Source organism: Paraburkholderia sp. MM6662-R1 (assembly GCF_050436245.1).
Taxonomy (GTDB): Bacteria; Pseudomonadota; Gammaproteobacteria; order Burkholderiales; family Burkholderiaceae; genus Paraburkholderia; species Paraburkholderia tuberum.
Genome location: NZ_JBNDLV010000004.1, coordinates 765359 through 786657 on the forward strand (window position 1 = coordinate 765359; position 21299 = coordinate 786657).

General features: G+C 61.7%; 19 protein-coding genes. 4 read left to right on the top strand and 15 right to left on the bottom strand.

Annotated features, from left to right (window positions below; genetic code table 11):
- Positions 1 to 188: 188 nt before the first annotated feature.
- Positions 189 to 431 carry a hypothetical protein gene (locus OKW39_RS33365; RefSeq protein WP_260321338.1) on the top strand — a complete coding sequence of 81 codons (243 nt, stop codon included), beginning with the start codon at positions 189 to 191 and terminating at the stop codon, positions 429 to 431.
- Between the two features lie 7 nt (positions 432 to 438).
- Here the strand turns inward: OKW39_RS33365 and OKW39_RS33370 are convergent, their stop codons facing one another.
- From OKW39_RS33370 to OKW39_RS33395, 6 genes are all read right to left on the bottom strand, one after another.
- Entirely contained in the window at positions 439 to 1347 is a 909-nt protein-coding gene (locus tag OKW39_RS33370; protein WP_429564569.1) for a LysR family transcriptional regulator, read from the bottom strand.
- A 729-nt stretch (positions 1348 to 2076) separates the two neighbouring features.
- Positions 2077 to 3078 carry a transketolase family protein gene (locus tag OKW39_RS33375; RefSeq protein ID WP_090807419.1) on the bottom strand — a complete coding sequence of 334 codons (1002 nt, stop codon included), beginning with the start codon at positions 3076 to 3078 and terminating at the stop codon, positions 2077 to 2079.
- Positions 3075 to 3920, bottom strand: coding sequence for a transketolase (locus tag OKW39_RS33380; RefSeq protein WP_429564570.1), 846 nt, complete (start codon positions 3918 to 3920; stop codon positions 3075 to 3077). Before OKW39_RS33380 ends, OKW39_RS33375 begins: the two co-directional genes overlap by 4 nt.
- Before the next feature lie 38 nt (positions 3921 to 3958).
- On the bottom strand, positions 3959 to 5287 hold the full coding sequence (locus OKW39_RS33385) for an MFS transporter (protein WP_429333416.1): 1329 nt from the start codon (positions 5285 to 5287) through the stop codon (positions 3959 to 3961).
- A 78-nt stretch (positions 5288 to 5365) separates the two neighbouring features.
- Positions 5366 to 6115 carry an SDR family NAD(P)-dependent oxidoreductase gene (locus OKW39_RS33390; protein ID WP_090807424.1) on the bottom strand — a complete coding sequence of 250 codons (750 nt, stop codon included), beginning with the start codon at positions 6113 to 6115 and terminating at the stop codon, positions 5366 to 5368.
- 207 nt (positions 6116 to 6322) lie between these two features.
- On the bottom strand, positions 6323 to 7219 hold the full coding sequence (locus OKW39_RS33395) for a LysR substrate-binding domain-containing protein (protein ID WP_429564571.1): 897 nt from the start codon (positions 7217 to 7219) through the stop codon (positions 6323 to 6325).
- Between the two features lie 191 nt (positions 7220 to 7410).
- Here OKW39_RS33395 and OKW39_RS33400 point away from each other — a divergent pair, with 191 nt between their 5' ends.
- Positions 7411 to 8160 (top strand): amidohydrolase family protein, encoded by a 750-nt coding sequence (locus tag OKW39_RS33400; protein ID WP_244145036.1) that lies wholly within the window; start codon positions 7411 to 7413, stop codon positions 8158 to 8160.
- A 266-nt stretch (positions 8161 to 8426) separates the two neighbouring features.
- Here the strand turns inward: OKW39_RS33400 and OKW39_RS33405 are convergent, their stop codons facing one another.
- The 4 genes from OKW39_RS33405 to OKW39_RS33420 all read right to left on the bottom strand — a co-directional run bounded on the left by OKW39_RS33405 (position 8427) and on the right by OKW39_RS33420 (position 12864).
- Positions 8427 to 10568 carry a xanthine dehydrogenase family protein molybdopterin-binding subunit gene (locus OKW39_RS33405; protein ID WP_429564572.1) on the bottom strand — a complete coding sequence of 714 codons (2142 nt, stop codon included), beginning with the start codon at positions 10566 to 10568 and terminating at the stop codon, positions 8427 to 8429.
- The gene (locus OKW39_RS33410; protein ID WP_429564573.1) at positions 10565 to 11575 is read right to left on the bottom strand and encodes an FAD binding domain-containing protein; all 1011 of its coding nucleotides are present in this window, start codon (positions 11573 to 11575) and stop codon (positions 10565 to 10567) included. The genes OKW39_RS33405 and OKW39_RS33410 overlap by 4 nt, the downstream gene beginning before the upstream one ends.
- A complete protein-coding gene (locus OKW39_RS33415) occupies positions 11572 to 12114 on the bottom strand; it encodes a (2Fe-2S)-binding protein (RefSeq protein WP_429333412.1) in 543 nt (180 codons plus the stop codon). Before OKW39_RS33415 ends, OKW39_RS33410 begins: the two co-directional genes overlap by 4 nt.
- Before the next feature lie 177 nt (positions 12115 to 12291).
- Positions 12292 to 12864, bottom strand: coding sequence for a hypothetical protein (locus OKW39_RS33420; RefSeq protein WP_429564574.1), 573 nt, complete (start codon positions 12862 to 12864; stop codon positions 12292 to 12294).
- Positions 12865 to 13117: 253 nt separating this feature from the next.
- Here OKW39_RS33420 and OKW39_RS33425 point away from each other — a divergent pair, with 253 nt between their 5' ends.
- The gene (locus OKW39_RS33425) at positions 13118 to 14185 is read left to right on the top strand and encodes a diguanylate cyclase domain-containing protein (RefSeq protein ID WP_429564575.1); all 1068 of its coding nucleotides are present in this window, start codon (positions 13118 to 13120) and stop codon (positions 14183 to 14185) included.
- Positions 14186 to 14512: 327 nt separating this feature from the next.
- On the opposite strand, the gene OKW39_RS33430 is transcribed toward OKW39_RS33425, so the two are convergent.
- The 5 genes from OKW39_RS33430 to OKW39_RS33450 all read right to left on the bottom strand — a co-directional run bounded on the left by OKW39_RS33430 (position 14513) and on the right by OKW39_RS33450 (position 19877).
- A complete protein-coding gene (locus tag OKW39_RS33430; protein WP_429564576.1) occupies positions 14513 to 15418 on the bottom strand; it encodes a lipid A biosynthesis lauroyl acyltransferase in 906 nt (301 codons plus the stop codon).
- A 562-nt stretch (positions 15419 to 15980) separates the two neighbouring features.
- On the bottom strand, positions 15981 to 17225 hold the full coding sequence (locus OKW39_RS33435) for a citrate/2-methylcitrate synthase (protein ID WP_429564577.1): 1245 nt from the start codon (positions 17223 to 17225) through the stop codon (positions 15981 to 15983).
- Between the two features lie 108 nt (positions 17226 to 17333).
- Complete coding sequence (locus OKW39_RS33440; protein WP_429564578.1) at positions 17334 to 17723, bottom strand: VOC family protein; 390 nt, start codon at positions 17721 to 17723, stop codon at positions 17334 to 17336.
- A 26-nt stretch (positions 17724 to 17749) separates the two neighbouring features.
- A complete protein-coding gene (locus OKW39_RS33445; RefSeq protein ID WP_429564579.1) occupies positions 17750 to 19066 on the bottom strand; it encodes an MFS transporter in 1317 nt (438 codons plus the stop codon).
- Between the two features lie 52 nt (positions 19067 to 19118).
- Positions 19119 to 19877, bottom strand: coding sequence for an SDR family oxidoreductase (locus tag OKW39_RS33450; RefSeq protein ID WP_429564580.1), 759 nt, complete (start codon positions 19875 to 19877; stop codon positions 19119 to 19121).
- 309 nt (positions 19878 to 20186) lie between these two features.
- Between OKW39_RS33450 and OKW39_RS33455 the strand changes: the two genes are divergently transcribed.
- The gene (locus tag OKW39_RS33455; RefSeq protein WP_090807443.1) at positions 20187 to 21149 is read left to right on the top strand and encodes a 2-hydroxyacid dehydrogenase; all 963 of its coding nucleotides are present in this window, start codon (positions 20187 to 20189) and stop codon (positions 21147 to 21149) included.
- The last annotated feature ends 150 nt before the right edge of the window (positions 21150 to 21299 follow it).

Below are 21299 nucleotides of genomic sequence, written 5' to 3' on the forward strand. Positions count from 1 at the left end.
GTCCGATAGAAAAAGGAGACGCTTATCATGAAGTATGACGACGACGTTCGCGCGCGATCCTACAAGTTTCGCGACGAATTATTGCGCCGCGCAGCTTCATGCGCCGACGTTCGCGGAATGGCTCGCGGTCGTGCCGCTCTTTCTGTTCGGCAACTGGGCGGAATGGGCCGCGCACCGCTATGTGCTGCATGGCCGCGTACTATCTGATGTACGAAGGGCTGCACACGCTTTCGCATGTGACGGACAGCCCGTTTCTCGACCGCGTGCCGCTCATCAACACAGTCCGGCGCCTGCACGTCACGCATCACGATCCCGAACTTATGGCGACGCAGAACTTCAACCTCACGTTCCCGATCTGCGACACGCTGTTCGGCACGCGCAGCGATGCGTCGTGCAGCGCGCGTGAACCGATGAGCCCGAGCGGCGGTTGAGTTTTCACTAAGCCCGCGCGCCAGTGGTCACGCGCCGGATCTCCTCGGTGATGATCGCAATGAGCGCCTGCGCCGCCGGCCCGATCGGCCGCTTCGGGTGCGTGACCTGAATGATGTGACGCACGATCGGCGGCGAGTCGATCGTGCGCGCCCGCAGCAGGCCTTCGTCCACCTTCGCCTGCACCACGACGCGCGGCAGGATCGTCGCGATGCTGCTCTGCTCGACGAACTGCACGATGGTGCTGAGCAGATCGATCTCGAACTTCGGCTGAATGACGACGTCGGCCGCCATCAAGGCGGCGTCGAGCGCGCCGCGCAGTCCGTTGCGGCGCGTGGGGAGCACAAATTCGATACCGGACCGCGTGACCAGATGCATCGTCTCCGGCAGATCCGGCCCGTGCGCCGCGCTCGTCACCAGCACCATTTCTTCCACCAGCAGCGGCTCCACGTCGAGCGTGAGCCGCCCGCGCGGCTTGTTGATGATCGCGGCATCGAGTCGGCCCGCTTCGACGGCATCGATGAGTTGCGCGCTGAAGCCGTCCGCGACGGACACTTCGACTTGCGGAAAAAGTGCGTCGAACCGTGCGAGCGATTCGGGCAGCACGCTTTGCGCCTCCGACGACACCATCCCGAGCGACACGCGTCCCGTCACGATGACATCGCGCCGGCTCAGATGCTCGCGGGCATGTTTGATGTCGCGCATGATCGGCGTGTAGAGGCGGTACATGAGCCGCGCCGCTTCGGTCGGAGCCATGCCATGCGGGCCGCGCGCGAAAAGTGTCTGCCGCACTTCGGCTTCGAGCTTCGAAATCTGCATGCTGAGCGCGGGCTGCGCGATGTTCAGCCGCTTGGCCGCGCGGGTCACGGTGCCCTCCTCGAAGAGAGCGATGAAATACTGGATCTGCTTCAGTTCCATGGGGCGGTGGTCGGGCGGAAGGAATCGGCTGTCGGTTGAACGCAGATATCGTAACGCCGCGCGGGATTTGCGTCGCCCTTAAGACATCGGGCCGCTCGCCGTTAGCCCGTCGTTTTTCTGCTGCGGATAACCCGGGGATCATGCGGGCGACGGCGACTGCGGCGACGCATAGCTGCCACCAAAGCGGTAGTCGCCAGATAACGCACCCGAGTTCGCAGCCGCCGACGGGGATGTTTGCGTCGCAACCTTGCATTGCAGCGGTGCGTAAGCCAACAGCCTCGGCGTATCGAGCTTGGCGTAGTCTTGATAGCCTCGGATAGGGACGGACGCCGTGAGTATTCTTTGTCGAATCAAGATTGCCGTGACGGCCTGCTCGGTTGCCGCCGGATGCGTGTCGCAGCCCATAGGGCCGGCGGTAGCCGTGAAGCCGGGGCGCGACAAGCCATTCACCGTTTTTCTGCGGGACGATGCGCAGTGCAAACAGTATGCGAGGGAGCAGCTGGCGAGCGGTGTCGACACGCGCGCTGCGAGCGACGCCCACGTGCCGCGGGCACAACTGAACGTGCAGCAAAGATACGATCTCGCGTACCTGGAGTGCATGCACGCGAAGGGGAATGATGTGTCGGAGCGTGCGGAGCCAACTACGGAGCCTGAACCGGACATTCGCACCTCGGCAGCCGCGAATTTCCCCTGATTCCGAGTCACCCGTCTGACGGCGAGTGCCTTGCCTCAGACCAACCACCGCTTGATCGCCTCAACCATCGTCGACGTGGAAATTCCGTAGCGGTCATGGAGCGTAGGTAACGCACCGGCAGCAAGGAACGCATCCGGCAGTCCCACCTGCCGGAACGGACAGGACACGCCCGCGCGCATCAGTTCCGCCGCCACCGCTTCGCCGAGACCGCCAATTACCGTGTGATTCTCCGCTACCACCACGAGCCGACCCGAGCGCTTCGCTTCGCGGAGAATCGTCTCGGTGTCGAGCGGCTTGACGGTCGGTACGTGCAGCACGCCCACGTCGATCCGATCTTTTTCAAACGCCTTCGCCGCTTCAAGTGCGCGCATCGTCATGATGCCGGAGGAGATGATCAGCACGTCGGCGCCGTCGCGCAGCATCTTCGCTTTGCCGAGTTCGAAGGTGTAGTCGTATTCGTCGAGCACAGCAGGTACGTTGCCGCGTAGCAGGCGCGCGTACACCGGTCCTTTATGTGCGGAAATCGCCGGCACCATCTGTTCGATATCGAGCGCATCGCACGGGTCGATCACCGTCATGTTCGGCATCGCGCGCATCAACGCGATATCTTCAGCCGCCTGGTGGCTCGGACCATAGCCAGTAGTCAGACCCGGCAATGCGCAGACGATTTTGACGTCGAGGTTGTCCTCGGCGATGGCCTGATGCATGAAGTCATAGGCGCGGCGCGTAGCGAATACCGCATAGGTCGTGACGAACGGTTGCGCGCCCTCGTGCGCAAGGCCGGCCGCGGCGCCCATCAGCAATTGCTCCGCCATGCCCATCTGGTAGTAGCGCTCGGGAAACTCCCTGGCGAAAATGTGCAGGTCGGTGTACTTGCCGAGGTCGGCCGTCATGCCGACGACGTTCGTGTTCTGCCGTGCCAATTCCACCAGTGCGTGGCCGAAAGGCGCCGAACGCGTGATCTGTCCTTCGCCGGCGATCGAGGCGATCATGGCCGAGGTCTTCAGGCGCGGCTTGCTTGTCGTTGCGTTGCTCATGCTTGTCTCCCTGCTTCGAGTGCCTGCAGCGCCAATTGCCACTCGTGGGCATCGACGCGGATAAAGTGGTTCTTCTCGCGTTCTTCGAGAAACGGCACGCCGCAACCCATGCGTGTATCGGCGATGATCATGCGCGGTTGCGCAATGGGATGCGCGCGGGCCGCGTCGAACGCAGCGGCCACGGCGGCAATATCGTTGCCGTCGACGCGTTGCGTGAACCAGCCGAACGCCTCCAGTTTTTCGACGAGCGGCTCGAACGCCATGATCTGCGTGGACGGGCCGTCGGCCTGCTGGTTGTTCACGTCGACCACCGCGATCAGGTTGTCGAGCTTCCAGTGGCTTGCCGACATGATGCCTTCCCAGATCGCGCCTTCATCCAGTTCGCCGTCAGAGAACAGCGTGTACACGAACGAAGCAGAATGCTTGCGCTTGAGTCCGAGGCACCGTCCGACCGCGATGGTCAGGCCGTGGCCGAGCGAACCACCGGACATCTCCATGCCAGGCGTATAGCTGGCCATGCCGGACATTGGCAAGCGGCTATCGTCGCTGCCGTAGGTTTCTAGCTCTTCGGCCGGCAGAATGCCTGCTTCGAGCAGCGCCGCATACAGCGCGATTGCGTAATGTCCGTTGGACAACAGAAAGCGGTCGCGCTCTTCCCACTCAGGGTCTTCGGGGCGATAGCGCATCGCGCCAAAGTAAGCAACGGCCAGCACATCGGCGATGTCGAGCGCCTGCCCGATGTAGCCTTGTCCCTGGACTTCGCCCATTAACAGGGCGTTTCTGCGGATACTGTAAGCGTGCTCGGCAAGCGATGCCGTCGAGGCATTGGATGGACTGTTCATGTCGTCTCCTGTGATCAGTCGGAATGGGTGAAGGAGGTTCAGCGGTTCACGGTTTTAGCGGGCACCAGGAAGACAAGGCAGGCACCGAGCGTGATAGCGGTCGAGATGAAGATCAGCCCCGCTGTTGACTTACCTGTCAGGTCGTTCAGCCAGCCCACGATCGCTGGAGAAAAGAAGCCGGCGAGATTGGCGACGCAGTTCACGGCAGCAATTCCGGCTGCGGCGGACATGCCGCCTAGCAAGGCTGTCGGCAACGACCAGAACTGCGACGACGAGGCGAGGATGCCTGCTGCCGCGATACTCAAACAGACAATCGAGGCGGGGATGCTGCCGAGCGTGGGCAATACGGCGAAGCCCGCGGCGGCGACCAGCATGGGAATCGCCAGGTGCAGCCGGCGCTCGCGGCGACGGTCAGCGCTCATGCCGATCAAGGGCAGCGCGATGATGGCGCACAGATACGGGATCGCAGTGAACAGTCCCACCCACAGCGGATCGGCAACGCCGGACTTGCGGATGATCGTCGGCAGCCAGAACGTCAGACCGTACTGCCCGAGCACGACGCAGAAGTAGATCGCGGCCATAAGCCACAAGCGACGGTCCCCGATGAACGATCTGACCGAGATGTGGGCGATCTTATGCGCGTTATCGCTCGCGACATTGCGTGCGAGCAGGGTCTTTTCCGATTCGGTGAGCCACTTTGCCTTGACAATGCTGTCATCGAGATACAGCAGGATCGCTATACCGAGCACGAGCGAAGGCAGCGCTTCGAGCAGGAACAGCCATTTCCAGCCGGCCATATCCAGCGTGCCATGCAGCGAGTGCAAAATCCAGCCCGACAACGGGCCGCCGATTATGCCGGCCAGCGGAATCGCCATAAAAAACAGCGAGAGCGCCTTCGCTCGGCGAGCAGCCGGAAACCAGTAGGTCAGATAGAGAATTACGCCAGGTGCGAAGCCCGCTTCAGCGACGCCCAGCAGAAATCGCAACGCGTAGAACGCCGTCGGTGATTTCACAAACACGAAGCTAGCGGAAATCACCGCCCACGTGAGCATGATTCGCGCGAGCCATTTGCGCGCGCCGACACGGTGAAGGACGAGGTTGCTCGGCACTTCGAACAGAAAATAGCCGAGAAAGAAGATGCCTGCGCCCATGCCGTAGACGGTCTCGCTAAAGCGCAGATCGTTGAGCATCTGCAGCTTCGCGAAGCCGACGTTGACCCGATCGAGATATGCGCCAAGGTAGCACAGCATGAGGAATGGGATGAGCCGGCGGCTTACTTTCGCGTAGGTCTTCGATTCGAAGCTGGGCGAGTCGGCAAGGGGCAACACGCCGCCTTCGATGGGCGAAGCGGTATTCTTGGATTTCATGGTTTGTCTCCATCCACTGGCCCCGGGTTCGCCCGGGTACCTGGAATTCAGCGCCCTCTCTCGGGCGCACGCTGTCAGTCAATGAATAAGCATGCCGCCGTTCACGTCGAGTGTGACGCCGGTGAGATACGTTGACAGATCGCTCACCAGAAAGAGGCACGCGTTTGCGACATCGGCAGCATCGCCAAGCCGGCCAAGCGGAATGCCTTTGATGATGTCCACGCGCATCTCGGCGGTGAGTTTGTCGCCGGTAATGTCGGTCTGGATCAGACCGGGCGTGATCGAGTTGATGCGAATGCTGTCGGGACCGAACTCGCGCGCCATCGCACGGGCGAGACCGAGTACGCCGGCCTTCGCGGCGCTGTAATGGGGGCCGCCGAAAATACCACCGCCTCGTTGCGCCGACACCGACGACATGCATACGATGCTGCCGCCTTTCTGCTCTTTCATCGCCGGCAATACGGCTTGCGACATATAGAGCGTGCCGCGCAGATTGACGTCGACGATTGCGTCGAAGCCCTCGGCGGTGATGTCTAGTGTGCGCACCGGCTGCGTGATGCCGGCGTTATTGATGAGGCCGTCGATGCGGCCGTATCGTTCGAGCGTCGCCTTTGCGGCCTTCACGCAAGCGTCTTTGTCGGTGACGTCGCAGGCGAGCCCGAGATGGGCTTCGCCGAGATCGGCAGCGGCCTGTTTCGCGTCTTCTTCGCGCAAGTCGAGGATCACGATTCGCGCGCCTTGCTCGGCCAGTGCTTTGGCGGTGGCTTTGCCGATTCCGCGCGGTGAAGCCGCGCCCGTGACGATAACGACCTTGTTGTCGAGCAGCATGATTGTCTCCTGGGTGTTGATCTGATGACGCAGTGTCCGGCACGCGGTCACTCGCATCAACACCGTGGCGCTCAACTATGCTTGAGAAATTTTCAGGTAACCGGCTGCCAGCCCGCGAGGCATGCCGGGTCGCTGTGTCGACGCGCCGAAACAACCCGCATGCTCATGCACGTACCGGAATACCCTGATGCCGATTCGGCGCAGTCATTACGCCGTACGGTCCCTGTGACCGATTTCCCGCTCGATCCAGGCGATGAACCGCGCAACGCGTGGGAGCTCCGCGTTCTGGGGCGGATAGACCAGATGATGCGCGCCCACTTCGACAGAGTGCGAATCAGCGAATACCGGCACGAGCGCACCTTCCTTGATTCGTACCGACGCGAGCATCAGGCTTTCTAACGCAATGCCCAGGCCAAGTGCGGCCGTCTCGAGCGACATGTACGAGCGGTCAAACGAGAAATCGAAAGTCTTGTGCGCAGCGGACACGCCGGTGCGTCCGAACCACTGCTTCCACTGGACGAGCGGCGTCTCCGAATAGATCAGACGATGCTCCAGAAGGTCTTCCGGCGTTCTGACCGGATGGCTTTCCAGATATCTCGGCGAGGCGAGCGGCGCGATGAATTCATTGCGCAGTGTCCTGACCTCGAGATCGCGCCAGTTCGCATAGCCATGCCGCAAGTCGATGTCGTAGTAGCCACTGGTAAACGACACATCTTCATACGAGCAGGCCAGATTCAACTGGATATCGCCATTGGCTTCCTGAAACGACTCGAGCCTGGGCAACAGCCACATGAGCCCGAAGCTGGGGCTGGAATGCACACGCAGGATATCGACGTCGGCGCGGCTCGATGCGCGCTCGGTCGCGCGGCTCAGATCAGCAAGAGAGCCCGTCACGTCCGACAGATAGCGCTCGCCTGTCGGTGTCAGGACGAGACCCCGGCCCGATCGATAGAAAAGTGGTTGGCCGATGATCGATTCGAGGTTGCTGATCTGATGGCTCACCGCCGAAGCGGTCAGACCAAGTTCCTCGGATGCGCGGCTGACGCTCCTGGTTCGGGCCACGCTCTCGAAAGCGACGATGGCTTTCACGGGTGGGATGAGCATAGTGAAATTTATTTCAGTCGCAGTTGAATGAAACCGCCTTGTTAGCACGCCATCCGCACTGCCATTCTGTGGGCAAGCCGCGTAACCAGGGCTGTGAAGTTTCCTGATGCTGACAGCGTCAATGCACCGGCAGCACCGCGGTAAACCATAGACATATATTGCGCAGCGCAACAGCTGAGCAGGAGACAGCGATGAATTATCCGTCCTTTCTGCTGACGGCGCGTTCGATCGTCAAAAGCTTCGGACCCACGAGCGTATTGAAGGGTTTTGATATTTCAATCGCCGCAGGCGAAGTGCACGCGTTTCTGGGCGGCAACGGCGCAGGCAAATCGACGCTCATCAAAATCATCTCTGGCCAGTTCGACCGCGACGGCGGCTCGCTCGAATTCGACGGACAGGACATCGGCACATCCGTGGGCGGCCATGTCGCCGCGGGCACCATTGCCGTGGTCAATCAGGAACTGGCGCTGCTGCCGCATCTATCCGTCGCCGAAAACATCGCCATGCCGCGCTTACAGCGCGGGTGCGCCCGCTACAGCGAACGGGCTTCGATGGCCATCGCCATCGAAGCGCTCTCACTGACCGATCCTCACTTGCTCAACCACACCGGCATGCCAGTCGACCGGATGCCGGAAGAAATCGAAGGCTGGAAGCAGGGCATGAAATCGCTCGCATCGGCTCCCAACGTTTTCTGCAAGATATCCGGACTGGGCATGGGAGACTGGAAATGGACGGTGGATAGCATCCGTCCGTTCGTGCTGCACGCGATTGAAGCGTTCGGGGCAAACCGCTGTATGTTCGCGAGCAATTTCCCGGTCGACAAACTGTTTAGCAGCTATGACGCCGTATTCAATGCATTCAAGGAAATTACGCAAGAATTTTCGTCCGACGAGCGGCGCGCGCTATTTCACGACAATGCGGAGCGGGTGTATAGGCTCTGAACTGAGCGTTTTTCCGGCTTGCTGCGAAAAGCAATCTGCCGAGGGGGCACTTCGGGACATGCCCGACTTGCCGATGTGCCGCAATTGGGCTCGTGAACTGCCGTTCGCAGGCGCCTCGCGACACTCTGTACAGGATCGCGAAAAACCGTGGGAACACTTCCCGGTCGCCGGTCAGCGGGAACATCCGCTCGCTGAAATAAACCTGTAACTCCCGGTGTGCGGGTGCAATATGTCAGCGAGCGTTGTCATACAAGGCACAGATGGTGCTATCCCGCAGCGGCGTGCTGACTCGAAAGGCCTGCCAGTATCTTGCCCGGCAAAATGGGCAGGTCGCGCACACGCAAGCCAATGGCGTCGTAGACGGCTGCGGCCACTGCGGCATCCACGCCGGTCGCGCCGAGTTCTCCGATGCCGCGGGTACCGATCGCACTTGCATGCGGATCATACTCATTGACGAAGTGGATCTTGATATCGAGCGGAATGTCCGCACACACCGGGACCGCCACGTTCGACAGATTCTTCGCGAGCCAGCCACCGGTATTGGGCTCCTGCACGCTTTCTTCCATCGTCGCCTTGCCCCAACCCCAGATGATCGCGCCCGTCATCTGGCTTCGCGCCGTTTTCGGATTGATGATCCGGCCCGCGGAATAGGCACCCACCGCCCGGCGCAAGCGCACGAGGCCAAGCTCGGGATCGACGCCTACTTCGACAAAGATCGCACCCCACGTCCGCATCGCGTATGGCGTACCGTCGCCGTCCGCGCTGAAGCTGGCGCCACCCGGAAGCGTGAACGCACCGTCCGCGACCATCTCCGGTAGATTAGCCCGCCGCAGGCTCGCGCGAACGTCTTTCCCGCCGAGCGCATCGAGCTTCGCGTTGATTTCCCGGCAAGCCAGTGCGATCGCGCTTCCCGTGCTGCCCGTGGCGCTCGATCCATAGACGGGACTCGCCGGGTGAAGGTTGGTATCGCCCCACACAATCGACACGTTCTCGATCGGCAAGCCCAGCTCTTCGGCCGCGATCTGGCAAAAGACCGTCTGCGTGCCGGTGCCGATATCGTGCGTGTTCGCCTCGATCAGCGCCGTGCCGTCGGACCTCAGGCGCACGCGCGCCCCGCCGGGAAAGCGGAAATTGCCCATTGAGCTCGTCGCCATCCCATGTCCGATGCGCCACGCTCCGTCTCGTCGTGGCGTCTCGCCGCGCGTGCGCCAGCCGTAAAGCCGCGCGCCTTCCTCATACGCCTCGCGAAGCTTTTTTGACGACCAAGGCTTGTTCGTATGCGGATCGACCTCGGCGTAGTTCGCCAGTCGTAGATCGAGCGGGTCGATCTTCAGCGCCACGGCGAGTTCGTCCATCGCGCTTTCGAGCGCCCATAGCCCCGGACCTTCCACCGGCGCGCGCATTGGCGTGGGCACGTTGATGTTGCGCCGCTCCAGCCACTGCCTGGTGCGAATGGCGGGCGACGCATAAAGCGTCTTGCTTGCTTCGCTTGCGGGCTCCAGATGCGTGTCCGCAATCGCGCTCGAATTGACGATTTCGTGATCGATGGCGCTGAGCCGGCCGTCCGCCGTTGCCGCAAGCTTGATGTCCTGTTTCACCCACGGCTGATAGCCGACGCAGACGAACTGATCGTGACGCCGCAGATGAAGCTTCACGGGCCGCCCCGCGACGCGTGCCGCGGCGGCGGCAAGAATCTGGTGCGGCCACACATATCCCTTCGAGCCGAACCCGCCGCCCGTGTGCGGTGCGATCACGTGAATGTCGTCCGGCCTCATGCCGAGTGCCGCGGCTACGACAAGCGGCACATTCTCGCTCGCCTGAACCGCATCCCACAGCGTGAGCTTGCCGTGCTCGAATCGCGCAACGGTGCCCGATGTCTCCATCGCATTGTGGTGACGCGCCGCTTGAATATACGTCGCCGCCACGCTTGCCTGTGCGGTTCCGAGAATCGCATCGACGTCGCCCATCTCCAGATCGTCGCCGAGCATGCGTGGCTCGGGCGGCGGCTCGCGCGTCGCGGCGCCGGGAAGGATGGGGTCGTCGCGCTCGCACCGGACAAGCACGGCATCGCGGCCGGCTTCCGCCGCCTCGATGGATTCCGCAAGCACGATTGCGACCGGCTCGCCTTCGTACCGAATCGCGTCGTTTTGCAACGGCAGTGCGAGCACCGCCGCTGGCGGCTGAACCGCACCGAATCGCGGCATATCGTGCGCGGTAAGCACCCGCACCACACCGGGTAAGGTAAGTGCCGCGGTGGCATCCACGTCGATCAGCCGGCCCGACGCGACGGGCGCGCCGACCAACGCCGCATGAAGCGTGCCGGGCGGCGTGTTGTCAGCCGCGAATTTCGCCTGTCCCGTGACCTTCGCCTGGCCTTCCACGCGGGAGACCGCCGTGCCGATGCTCATGATCGCCCTGCTGCCGTCAGTAACGCACGCACCGCGGCATTGCGCGCCATCGTCACCTTGTAGCCATTGTGAGCGAGCGGCCGGGCGTCGCTCATTGCCGCGTCGACAATCGGCGTGACCACTTCCTTGGTCAGCGCCTGCCCGGCCAGCGACGCCTCCGCGGCTGGAAGGCGCCACGGGCGTTGCGCCACCGAGCCAAGTGCGATGCGCGCCGACACAATGCGATCCCGATCTAGCTCCACGGATGCGGCTGCCGAGACCAGCGCATATTCGTAGCTGGCGCGCTCGCGGACTTTTACGTAGGCCGATCGTGCGTCCGCGCGGATGGGTATGTGAAAGGAGACGATCACTTCGTCGGCAGCCAGTCTCGTCTCGAGCCGGGCGGCATCGCCGCCCATGCCGGCCGCTTCCTGCTGCGTCAGGTGGAACTCCGTCATCTTGATCATTCGACCGCCGTTCGGCCCGATGACCTCAGCTGTCGCATCCAGACAAGCCAGTGCCACAGCCGGATCGGACGGTTGAACCGCGACGCATGCATCGGTCCAGCCAAAAATTGCATGCCGTTCGTTGATGCCATTGCGCGCCGGGCAGCCCGACCCGGGATTGCGCTTGTTGCAGCCCCATGGCAACGGCGCTTCCGAACGAAAATAAGCGCATCGCGTCTTTTGCATCACATTGCCGCCGAGCGTCGCGCGGTTGCGCACCTGCGCCGAGGCGGCGAGCAGACAGGCTTGAGCCAGCGCGCTCGCGTGGGCGCCGACGAGCGCGTCTTCACCGATCACGTTCAGGTCCGTCAGCGCGCCGATCACCAGATCGTCACGCTCGCGCACAATACGAACGAGACCTGTGAGTCCACCGACATCGATGACGCGATCGGGCGCTGCGATGCCGAGCCGCATCCAGTTGAGCAGCTCCGTACCGCCCGCGATGATCGCCACGTTGCCCGCCGCCAACGACGCGACTACCTGTTGCGCGGTCGCGCCACGCGCGTATTCGAAGTTTTTCATCGTTCGTACCCGGCCGCGCCGGCGGCATCGAGCACGGCCGCCGCGATCTGCGGATAGCAAGAGCAGCGGCACAGATTGCCGCTCATCCATTCGCGAACGCTCGCCTCATCGGTCGCGTGCCCTTCAGCGATGCAGGCGACCGCGGAGACGATTTGCCCGGGCGTGCAATAGCCGCACTGAAAGGCATCGTGCTCGATAAATGCCTGCTGTACCGGATGCAGCGTCCCGTCGGACGCGGCCAGACCTTCGACAGTCGTGACCTCGCAGCCGTCACATTGCACGACGAGCGTCAGACAGCTGTTCATCCGCTTGCCGTCGACCAGCACGGTGCAGGTGCCGCATGCGCCTTCATTACAGCCCTTCTTGGCGCCGCTGAGACCCGAGTCTTCGCGCAACCAGTCGAGCAGCGTGACGCGCGGGTTCACCGTAGCGGCCCGCGGCTGGCCGTTCACACGCATCGTCACCGTGACGCTGCTTGACCAATGCAGCCCGGCGTCTCCATTTGGAGCTAATTGCTCCCCGAAAGTAGCGTCGTCCATTCCCAATTCCTTGCCGGTTTCAACAATCACTCTGCTTGTATATAGACCATATGGAGTTGATATCAAGGGACGATATCCCTCCTGCTTCCGCACCGTCTCCCAAAGAATCGATCCGGCTCGAACTGCAAGGGCGAGCTGCTCGCATGCACCCGCTCGACACTTGCAAGCGGGCCAGGATTAAGTGAGCCGATTTCGACCTGATGCTGATTGAGGCCCCAGGTCCCAGGCCCCAGGCGCCAGCGAAATGCAGTCGATGTAGGTGATGGCGGTCCGCACGATCCAGATAAAAAGTGTCGGCGCAGGGTTCAGCGTCGCGCCCGACCCGTTGTTGAAGGCGACGGTGTTGCCGTTGCCGATCGAGAAGCTGTGCCAGTCGATCACGCCGCGGGACGAGGACTGGTCGATCGTTAGCGAAGTGGTGCCGCTCGTCATCGCGCCCTGGCCCCGGACGAAGGCGCCGCCCTGCGGCAGTGGTCCGGCCGCGTGGGCCATCGGCACGCACCACGCGGCGAGCGCGAGCGGCACCCATAGTGCAAGCGTCAGCGGGCGCAGAACACGGTTCCACGCGGAAGGCCGCGACCGAGGCGCGATGAGTGCCGCGCCGGCATACGCAGCGAAAAGGACAGCCCATTGCGCGGGGTTGGGGGCGACTGGATCGCCAGTCTGGATGAATGACGCGACATGATCCCTCCCGAAACGTGGTTCGTGGAAAGTCGTCGTCGCGGAACGCAGATTGTTGCGACCAGGCAAGGCGCGAAAGCCGCCATACCGCACAACACAGCCTAATGGCAGCAGCGCGTTTCAAAAGACCAACCGGTATTTGGGCATGCACCCGGTGCTTGCTGGTACCGCTTCAAGCGTGGATGTGTGTCGGTCGCCGCGGCGGCAGGAATGGCCGTTCAACCCTCGGAAGCGGACGGAGAGAGCGGCAAGAAGCATTGGTCGCCGGCAAAAGCGATAGAATGCCCGCTCTGCAAAAGACAATATTGACGGGGTACACGGCATGGAGCGGCCGGGCGCGCAGCGTTGGCATGAGCAAACGTTTCCAGGTGTCTTTCGCGGACAACCTGAGAAGGAGCAGGCGCTCCTCCGGATATGCCTGGGCACGGTCGTGTTGATCGGCTATATCGCCGTCGCCGCGCTCCAACGCACGGCCGCCGCGTATGACACTCTGGGCGTGGTTTTCGCATACGTTGTATTCGGCGTGGCGACATACGTAGCCGCGACCGCCGCGACAGTTCGGCCGCGCCTTCGATTGACGGTCACCACCATTGCAGACCAGGCGCTTGTCATGACTGCCTTGGCGCTCGGCGGGCGCGTGGCGCTGCCCTTGCTCTGGGTCGTGTTCTGGTTCCTTGTGGGTGCCGGTTGCCGCCACGGCAAGCGGCCGTTGCTACTTTCATGTGCAGTTGCGCTTGCAGGCGTCGTGATTTTGATGCGCGTCGAGCCGTGGTGGAGAGAAAACCTCGCGGTGGGATTGGGCATCATGCTCAGCATCGCGGCGACTTCCGTGTACTTGATGGCCCTCGTGCATCGGCTCGAACGGCAGGCTGCGACGGACCCTCTGACAGGACTCAGCAACCGCACTCGCCTCGAGCAGGCGATCGCCAAAGCGACTGCGGCGCGAGACGACGATAAAGGACAGTCTGTCTTGCTGTTCATCGATCTCGACGGCTTCAAGTACGTCAATGACGCTTATGGGCATGCGGTGGGTGATGAACTGTTGCAGTGCTTCGCCAACGGTCTGCAGACACGCATTCGCCGCGGCGATACGGTTGCCCGCCTGGGAGGCGACGAGTTCGCGGTGCTCGCCCGCCACGTGCATGACGACGCCGGCGCGCGCGCGATTGCCGACGGTATCCACGACATCCTTCATGGGCTTCGAGAGATCGGCGGTCATCCCGTCGCCGTATCGGCCAGCATTGGCGTGCGCATGCTCGGTACCAATAGCGCGGACGAACGTCTTGATGTACACGCCCTGATGCGCCAGGCCGATAGCGCGATGTATCGCGCCAAAGCGAACGGGACGGACAAAACCTCATTCTTCGACGAGACGGGTGCCGGCGCGTAAGCGGACAGGGTTCCCCGCGGTGTCCTACTCGTGTTGGCGAGCGCATTTGATGCAGGTGCGGGGCCGCGGCCGCTCGTATCTGGGAGCATGTGCGCGTCGTCTCGCTGCGGAAGGTAGTTTCATTTCGCGGCTGGAGTTTGGCCCGGAGTGGGGCGAACTGAGACGGTCGCCATCCGGCCACGAACGGCCATACGCTCGAGCATTCGGACAGACACTCAAACGTCCGGTCCACTCAGATAGCGGACCTATGCCTGTCAGTCGAGCTCATTGCGTTACCTCACGGAAGCACACAACCAGGAACGGTCGCATGCCTTACGGACGGTGTACTCAGTACACACCTGGCACGCCCGGTGGACGATTCTTGAAGCGTCGATGCACCCAGTAATATTGCTCTGGGCACCGATTGATCTGCGTTTCAAGAAATTCATTCATTCGGCGCGCGTCGATCGTCTCACTTTCTGAAGGAAAGTCGCTGAGCGGCTCGAAGATGGTCAGCTTATACCCGCGGTAATCGGGTAATACTTCAGTCACGAATGGTACAACCCGCGCATGGGCCAGTCGAGCAAGGCGCGAAACCGAAGTGAGTGTGCACGCGGGGACGCCAAAAAACGGCACAAAAACGGAGTTGTGTATGCCGTGATCCATGTCAGCAGCCAGCATGACTGGTTTGCCTGAACGAAGTAAGCCGACGATCTTTCTGGCGCTTGTCGAACGTTCAATCATCTCGGCGCCAAATCTGCCGCGTTGCCGCTTGGCTAGACTGCAAAGGCGCGCGTTCGACATGTGTGTATACAGTGAGGCGGCGGGCAGGCGCGTTGAGTAGAGTATGCAGCCGACCTCGATGCTCACGAAATGGAAGCCCAGAAAGATGGTCGGTGGAGCATTCCTGTCTTCCAGATCGATTCGACTTTCGATGTGGACCAGCTTCCGTATCCTTTGCGCGCTGCCAAACCATTGAATCCCTCGTTCGAGATAGCTTCGAACGACGTGGCGAAAATGGTTTCTGGCAAGGTCGTCGTACTCGCACTCGCTCTTGCCCGGAAAACAGAGACGCAGATTGACGAGAGCGATATGTTTTCGGGAGCTTGGAAGTGCATATAACATTGCCCCAAGCGCGCTGCCGAACCTTGCGACGAGCGTATAGGGAAGGACTGCGAAGACGCGCAGCAGCACTACAATCAAGACATAGCCTAATTGCCCCAAGAACCTCCCCCGCTTACGAGAATCACTCATCGCGACACGGAAAAATACGAATACTTACGGATGTATAACAAAGTTCGAGATCCTGGTGGCATAGCATGGCGATGGAAGAGAAGTATCGCACGTACTGCGTTGTGACGGGCTACCCAAATGGACGCTAGGGTTCTCGGTTCTCCCTGGCGAAAACGACTGCGTATGGGCGGCAAGCGCCTGCAGCGCGGATGCACCACCAGGCGGCCGTTCTACTTTGAAAGCCGCCGCCGAGTCCGCATTGGGGCGAAGGGCAGATCCGGGTCGCGAGCCGCCGACCGCCGTCAGGCAGAAGTCGGCCCAAGAGCGGCCGCTCGGACGCACTTTGATGCAACCCCTGGAATGTCGGCTCCCGCCCAGACTCCAGACCTTCCGTCCGCAATCCGGCCATGGTCTGGCGTCGCATGCCCCATCCATCGCCATCAGCATGGTGGCAACGTCTGCGAAGCTACCGACGCCGCTTCGCTCAAAACGCTTACGTCCACTGGAACAAGCCGGCCCTCTCGGCAAGAGCCGATCGGCGTCGAGGTTTTTTGTTTCGGCAAAGATCCAGGTGACGCGTCTCTCAGCGCCCAACCGGCCTGAATAAGCGATTCTTGTCGAGCGTGGCTGGATCGAGCGTATTCTCGCTGCCTTGCGCAGGCGACTCGGGGGCGGCGTCTTCCAGCGCCGGCCCGGTATAGCGGCCTCGTGGCCGTATGACCTTGCTCACCCGGAGTTGCTCAATGCAGTGCGCGAGCAAACCCACGCTCCGGGCTGTTGCGAACAACGCGAACGACGCATCGCGCGGCAACGCCAGCTGAGCCGTCAGGGCCGCAAGCGCAACGTCGATATTTGGCTTGAGCCCGGTCAGCTCAACCACCTTGTTGATGAACGACATGATCTCTTGAGGCGGATTCAGCACTTCGAGCACTGCGGCCGCCCTCGGATCGCCGTCCGGATACAGATGATGTCCAAACCCGGGGATTGGAATGGCCGACTGCAAGTGATGGGCAACCACGTGCTGCGCACCGAGTCTTCCGACGTCGTCGAACACGGCCCGCACGCGGCCTGACGCGTCGCCATGCAGTGGGCCGGAGAAAGTCGCGAGTCCCGTGAGCAGGCATCCGGGCAGCGACGCGCCGGTGGAGGCGGTAATCCTGGCGGCGAACGCAGAACTCGTAATCTCATGGTCGGCCACGAGGACTAAGGCACGGCGGATAAGTTCGGCGCCCTCGCGGTCCTGGCCCCAACCAAGCGCGAGCCGCTCATGCGTCATTTGTGCATTCGCGCCGCGTCGCGCACCAAACGCTTGTGCGATGAGCGCCACGAGCCGGCCGGCCTCGACATGCAGTGCGCCGTCCGTGCGTCCGAGGGTCGAGTGTCCACAGGCCGCGAGCGCTGCCAGCGATGTGAACGCGCATTGCCTGCCGCGCTCGTCGCCCTGTAGCGGCAACTCGCCGCTTTCGAAGGAAACGGGGGCGCGCGCGTTCCAGAGAATGGCCGCCACGTCTTCAAGCGTCGCCGCGTCCGAAAGCCGGATGCTATCCCGCCCCCGGTAGTAGGGCCGGCCTTTTGAGAAGGTGGTAATGCTGCTGTAAATGCAGGGTTCCGCACCGAATATGGTCCCGGCGGCGAGCGCTTCGCGCTTGCGTCCCACCTGCTTTTTTCGGCACAGACCGGCGACGTCCTCCGCGCGATAGAGGCTCTTGCGTGGGTCGAGCGGATCCGGCATGACGGCGATGGTACCTCGACTTACATACGCATAGACAGTCTGCGCCTGCACTCCGAGTTGTCGAGCCGCTTCAGTCAGAGTGATCCAGTTTCGCATGGGATGGCAAGCAAGGTGATGCAGCGCAACGGGGCAACGGGGGAGTGACGACGCAGATCGCGCCTTGCACTCGAGCACGACCGATCCAGCGCCAATATTGACGTTTTTTCAGGTAAAAGTCATCTCGGCGGGTCGCCGCTCCAGTACCTCAACGAGAACGTCACCGGGCGAGCGCACGAAGCAGGCTCTGACGCCGGGGCGAACCTGCTTGATCGGTTCGACGATTTCCGCGTCGCAGAGCAACAGATGCACGAACGCCGCGTCGATATCGTCCACGACCACGCCGAAATGATCTATGCCCTGCTGCCGCTCGCAGCGAGGGTGGCCGGCTTGGACGCTCGCCAGCGAGGTGATGAAAAGGTTGATGCTGCCGATGCGCAAATCCACTCGCCCAGGACGACGCACGATCTCGGCGTTCAGGCAGCGCGCAAACCATGCCGCAGTGGCTTCGGCGTCCGCCGAGCACAGTTGCAGATGATCCCACTTGAATTCAATCATCCGATTTCACCGTATAGTTGAAAGCATCACAGTTCGATGCGGGAAAGCTTGCCCAGCAGCACGGAATACGAAAACGTTCCGAGCAGGCAGATCGCGCCCATCAGGTTGAGGGCCCAGTAGAAGTGGCCGGTGTGCTGGGTGATGTAGCCGATCATGAGCGGCGTGGTGACGGCCGCGATGTTGGCCGCGAGGCTCGTGATGCTGCTGGTCAGTCCCACGTACTGTCGAGGCGCGATTTCGGAAACGGCGGCCCACGACATCGACCCGACGCCCTGCGCGAAGAACGCGATCGTCAGGATGACGATCACCAGCTCGTTCGACTCGACGAAATTGACAAGCACGATAGACGCGCCGAGCATCGTGCCGATGATGAGCGGAGCCTTGCGCGCTGTCGAAAGCGCCACTCCGCGCCGGATAAAAAAGTCCGAAAGGGAGCCGGCCGCGAGAATGCCGACCGTGGCGCCGATAAAAGGCAGTGCCTGGAAGATCCCAACCTTGATCATCGACATGTGACGCGCTTCGATCAGATAGGTCATGAACCACGTGGTGAAGAAGACCAGCAGCGTGTTGTTACAGAACTTTCCGAGACAGATGGCGAGAACCTGGCGGTAGCTGAGCAGCTTGAGCGCCATGCGCCAGTCGAACTTCTCGCGGGGCTTGCGCGTCGCCGCGGCACCTTCATTGATGTATTGCAGCTCGGTGGCATTCACGCGCGGGTGCTGATGCGGATCGCGGTAAACCCGGTACCAGAGCAGACTGAACAGAATGCCGAAGCCACCGGTCACATAAAAAACCGTCCGCCAACCGTACGCGGCGAAGATCCACAGCAACACTCCGGTGAACAAGGGCGTCCCGATGTATTGCCCCATTACATAGACGCTGGTCGCGAAGCCGCGTTCCCGGGCGGGAAACCACAAGGTCACGGCGCGTGCGTTTGAAGGGAAGGCCGGCGCCTCCAGTGCGCCGATGGCGAGCCGCGACCCGAGCAGCATCTGATAGCCGGTCGCGAAACCCTGCGTCAGCGTGGCGAATGACCAACCGACCAGAGACAGCGCATAGGCGAGGCGTGAGCCGAGAATGTCGGTCAGTACCCCGCCGGGCACCAGCGCAATGGAATAGGCAAGACCAAATGCCGCAAACAGCTCGCCCATCTGCATCTTGTTGAGCGCCAGCCCCTTCGAGAGGCCCGGCGCAACGATGCCCAGCGCCGACCGGTCCACGTAATTCAGAATGGTGGCCATGAGCAACATCGAGAGCACGACGTAGCGGACTCTGGAGCGATTCGTGGTATCCGCGTAAGCCGGGGTTCCCACCGGCAATGTTTGTTCCTCTGCGATTTTCATCGGTGTCTCCGTAACATTAGCCTGTTGTTTTTTTAGTTGGCTTAAGGGCGATTTATCCGCGGCCGACGAACGGCATGGCGGTCGCCATGATGGTCATGTTGAGAACATTGGCCTCGAGCGGAAGACTGGCCATGTGCACGACTGCATTTGCCACGTGCGTCACATCCATTCTTGCTTCGGGTGCCAGGCGTCCGTCCGCTTGCAGTACGCCGTGGTTCATCCGTTCAGTGAGCGATGTGGCGGCGTTGCCGATGTCGATCTGGCTGCAGGCGATGTTGAATGCGCGTCCGTCCAGCGCGATCGATCTGGTGATGCCAGTCACAGCATGTTTTGTTGCCGTATAGGCAATGGCGTGCGGCCTTGGCGAGTGGGCGGAGATCGATCCGTTGTTGATGATTCGTCCGCCTTGCGGGGACTGTTCCTTCATCAAACGATAAGCGGCGCGAGCGCAGAGGAAAACGCCGGTCAGATTGGTGGCCACGACGTCGTTCCAGAAGTCGACTTCGTAGTCTTCCAGAGGGACAGCCCCAGCATTACGCCCCGCGTTGTTGAACAGCACGTCGAGCCGACCGAATGCCTCGGCAATTCCCGAAAACGCGTGCTCGACCGATGCTGCGTCGCCAACGTCGGCCTGGAATACATCCGCTTCTCCCCCCGCCCTGCCGATTGCTTCCTTTGTTTCCAGCAGCGGCTCGGCTCTGCGCCCGATCAGCGCGACGGCGAATCCTGCGTTAGCAAGTGCGACGGCGGCGGTTCGGCCGATGCCGGAGCCGGCGCCCGTCACGGCTGCGAACTTCTTCGATGCAGACATTTCCTTTCCTCTCGTCAAGTCAATTGGACATGGGAAACAGAGTTGCATTCGCATCAGGGGTTGAGCAATCTTGATTCATTGAATCAACATCCGCGGGCCTTCCGGATGGGGATCGCATCAGGGTTTTCCTGATGCGCGTGTGGCCGCAAGCAAGATTGAAGAGGGACAAGACGGAAACAAATCGCAACGCGCAGGCGCCGCGAACAATAGGGGCGTGTCATCACCGAGGAGTTGATTCATCCAATCAACATTGACGGCCCGGCCAGCGATTTCGTAGCCTCTCGACGTCTGCCTACCAAAGGAAAAACCATGTCGGAAGATAAACGCACCAGCCTGTTGATTGCGCGAACGGTTCCCACCGCCGTGGCGAATCGCGCTGCGGCCGAATTCCATGCCTTCGTGACCGAGTCCGATATGAACTCGTGGTCTGTCGTCGACTTCTGCAAGAAGCACGACGTGCCGGCCGTACTCATCGGGAAAAAATCCGGCCTGCAAGCGGAACACATTGCCGCGCTGCCTTCGACGGTCAAGATTATTGCGAACGCGAGCGCGGGCTTCGATCACATGGACGTAGCGGCGGCCCGTGACAGGGGAATCGTCGTGACGAACGCGCCCGATGCGTTGACCGAGTGCACAGCCGATTTTTCCATGCTGCTCTTGCTGGCTGCGTGCCGTCGCGCGTCAGAATACGAACGGATCATGCGCAACGGATGGGGCAAATCGTTCGGCATGACCGAGATGCTGGGTATGCGAGTGAATGGCAAGACGCTCGGCATCGTCGGATTTGGGCGTATTGGACGGGCGGTCGCTAAGCGTGCGCAGGGATTCGGCATGCGCGTGATCTACACGGACATGCACCGTGCGGCCCCGTCGCTGGAAAATGGCGCGACCTTCTATGCCACTCTCGACGAAATGCTGCCGCACTGCCAGGTCCTCACGCTGCACGTGCCGGGTGGAAGCGTCCCGCTCATGACGAAAAGAGAGTTTGGACTCCTTCCCGCAGGCGCGATTTTCGTTAACGCGGCGCGTGGCGGCCTGGTGGACGAAGATGCGCTTTATGACGCCCTGACGTCGGGTCATCTGTTCAGCGCGGCTCTGGATGTGTACCGGAACGAGCCCAACGTCGACAAGCGGTTTGCTGAGCTCGACAACGTGTTCCTGACGCCCCATATGGCCAGCGCAACGATCGAGACCCGCGACCAGATGGGCTTTACGGCGCTGGACAATATCGCCGCCGTGCTGGAAGGACGGCCCGCCTCGAATCCTGTCTGAGGCTCGCCCTCATGGGGACAGTACGTTGCGACGCACGGCGGATTCAACCGGTCGATGCAATAGTTCGATGGAACCGTTCAGCCGGCGTTTCGTAATCCAACGTCTTCCTTGGACGCTCGTTCAGCCTTCCACCACGGCGCAGTTCGTTAT

Bases quoted from the DNA above. Each gene is read 5' to 3' on its own strand.
- OKW39_RS33455 (WP_090807443.1), top strand. From the start codon at position 20,187: ATGTCGGAAGATAAACGCACCAGCCTGTTGATTGCGCGAACGGTTCCC.
- OKW39_RS33415 (WP_429333412.1), bottom strand. From the start codon at position 12,114: ATGGACGACGCTACTTTCGGGGAGCAATTAGCTCCAAATGGAGACGCC.
- OKW39_RS33395 (WP_429564571.1), bottom strand. From the start codon at position 7,219: ATGCTCATCCCACCCGTGAAAGCCATCGTCGCTTTCGAGAGCGTGGCC.
- OKW39_RS33445 (WP_429564579.1), bottom strand. From the start codon at position 19,066: ATGAAAATCGCAGAGGAACAAACATTGCCGGTGGGAACCCCGGCTTAC.
- OKW39_RS33440 (WP_429564578.1), bottom strand. From the start codon at position 17,723: ATGATTGAATTCAAGTGGGATCATCTGCAACTGTGCTCGGCGGACGCC.
- OKW39_RS33380 (WP_429564570.1), bottom strand. From the start codon at position 3,920: ATGAACAGTCCATCCAATGCCTCGACGGCATCGCTTGCCGAGCACGCT.
- OKW39_RS33365 (WP_260321338.1), top strand. From the start codon at position 189: ATGGCCGCGTACTATCTGATGTACGAAGGGCTGCACACGCTTTCGCAT.
- OKW39_RS33370 (WP_429564569.1), bottom strand. From the start codon at position 1,347: ATGGAACTGAAGCAGATCCAGTATTTCATCGCTCTCTTCGAGGAGGGC.
- OKW39_RS33430 (WP_429564576.1), bottom strand. From the start codon at position 15,418: ATGAGTGATTCTCGTAAGCGGGGGAGGTTCTTGGGGCAATTAGGCTAT.
- OKW39_RS33450 (WP_429564580.1), bottom strand. From the start codon at position 19,877: ATGTCTGCATCGAAGAAGTTCGCAGCCGTGACGGGCGCCGGCTCCGGC.
- OKW39_RS33375 (WP_090807419.1), bottom strand. From the start codon at position 3,078: ATGAGCAACGCAACGACAAGCAAGCCGCGCCTGAAGACCTCGGCCATG.
- OKW39_RS33410 (WP_429564573.1), bottom strand. From the start codon at position 11,575: ATGAAAAACTTCGAATACGCGCGTGGCGCGACCGCGCAACAGGTAGTC.
- OKW39_RS33390 (WP_090807424.1), bottom strand. From the start codon at position 6,115: ATGCTGCTCGACAACAAGGTCGTTATCGTCACGGGCGCGGCTTCACCG.
- OKW39_RS33425 (WP_429564575.1), top strand. From the start codon at position 13,118: ATGGAGCGGCCGGGCGCGCAGCGTTGGCATGAGCAAACGTTTCCAGGT.
- OKW39_RS33405 (WP_429564572.1), bottom strand. From the start codon at position 10,568: ATGAGCATCGGCACGGCGGTCTCCCGCGTGGAAGGCCAGGCGAAGGTC.
- OKW39_RS33400 (WP_244145036.1), top strand. From the start codon at position 7,411: ATGAATTATCCGTCCTTTCTGCTGACGGCGCGTTCGATCGTCAAAAGC.
- OKW39_RS33385 (WP_429333416.1), bottom strand. From the start codon at position 5,287: ATGAAATCCAAGAATACCGCTTCGCCCATCGAAGGCGGCGTGTTGCCC.
- OKW39_RS33435 (WP_429564577.1), bottom strand. From the start codon at position 17,225: ATGCGAAACTGGATCACTCTGACTGAAGCGGCTCGACAACTCGGAGTG.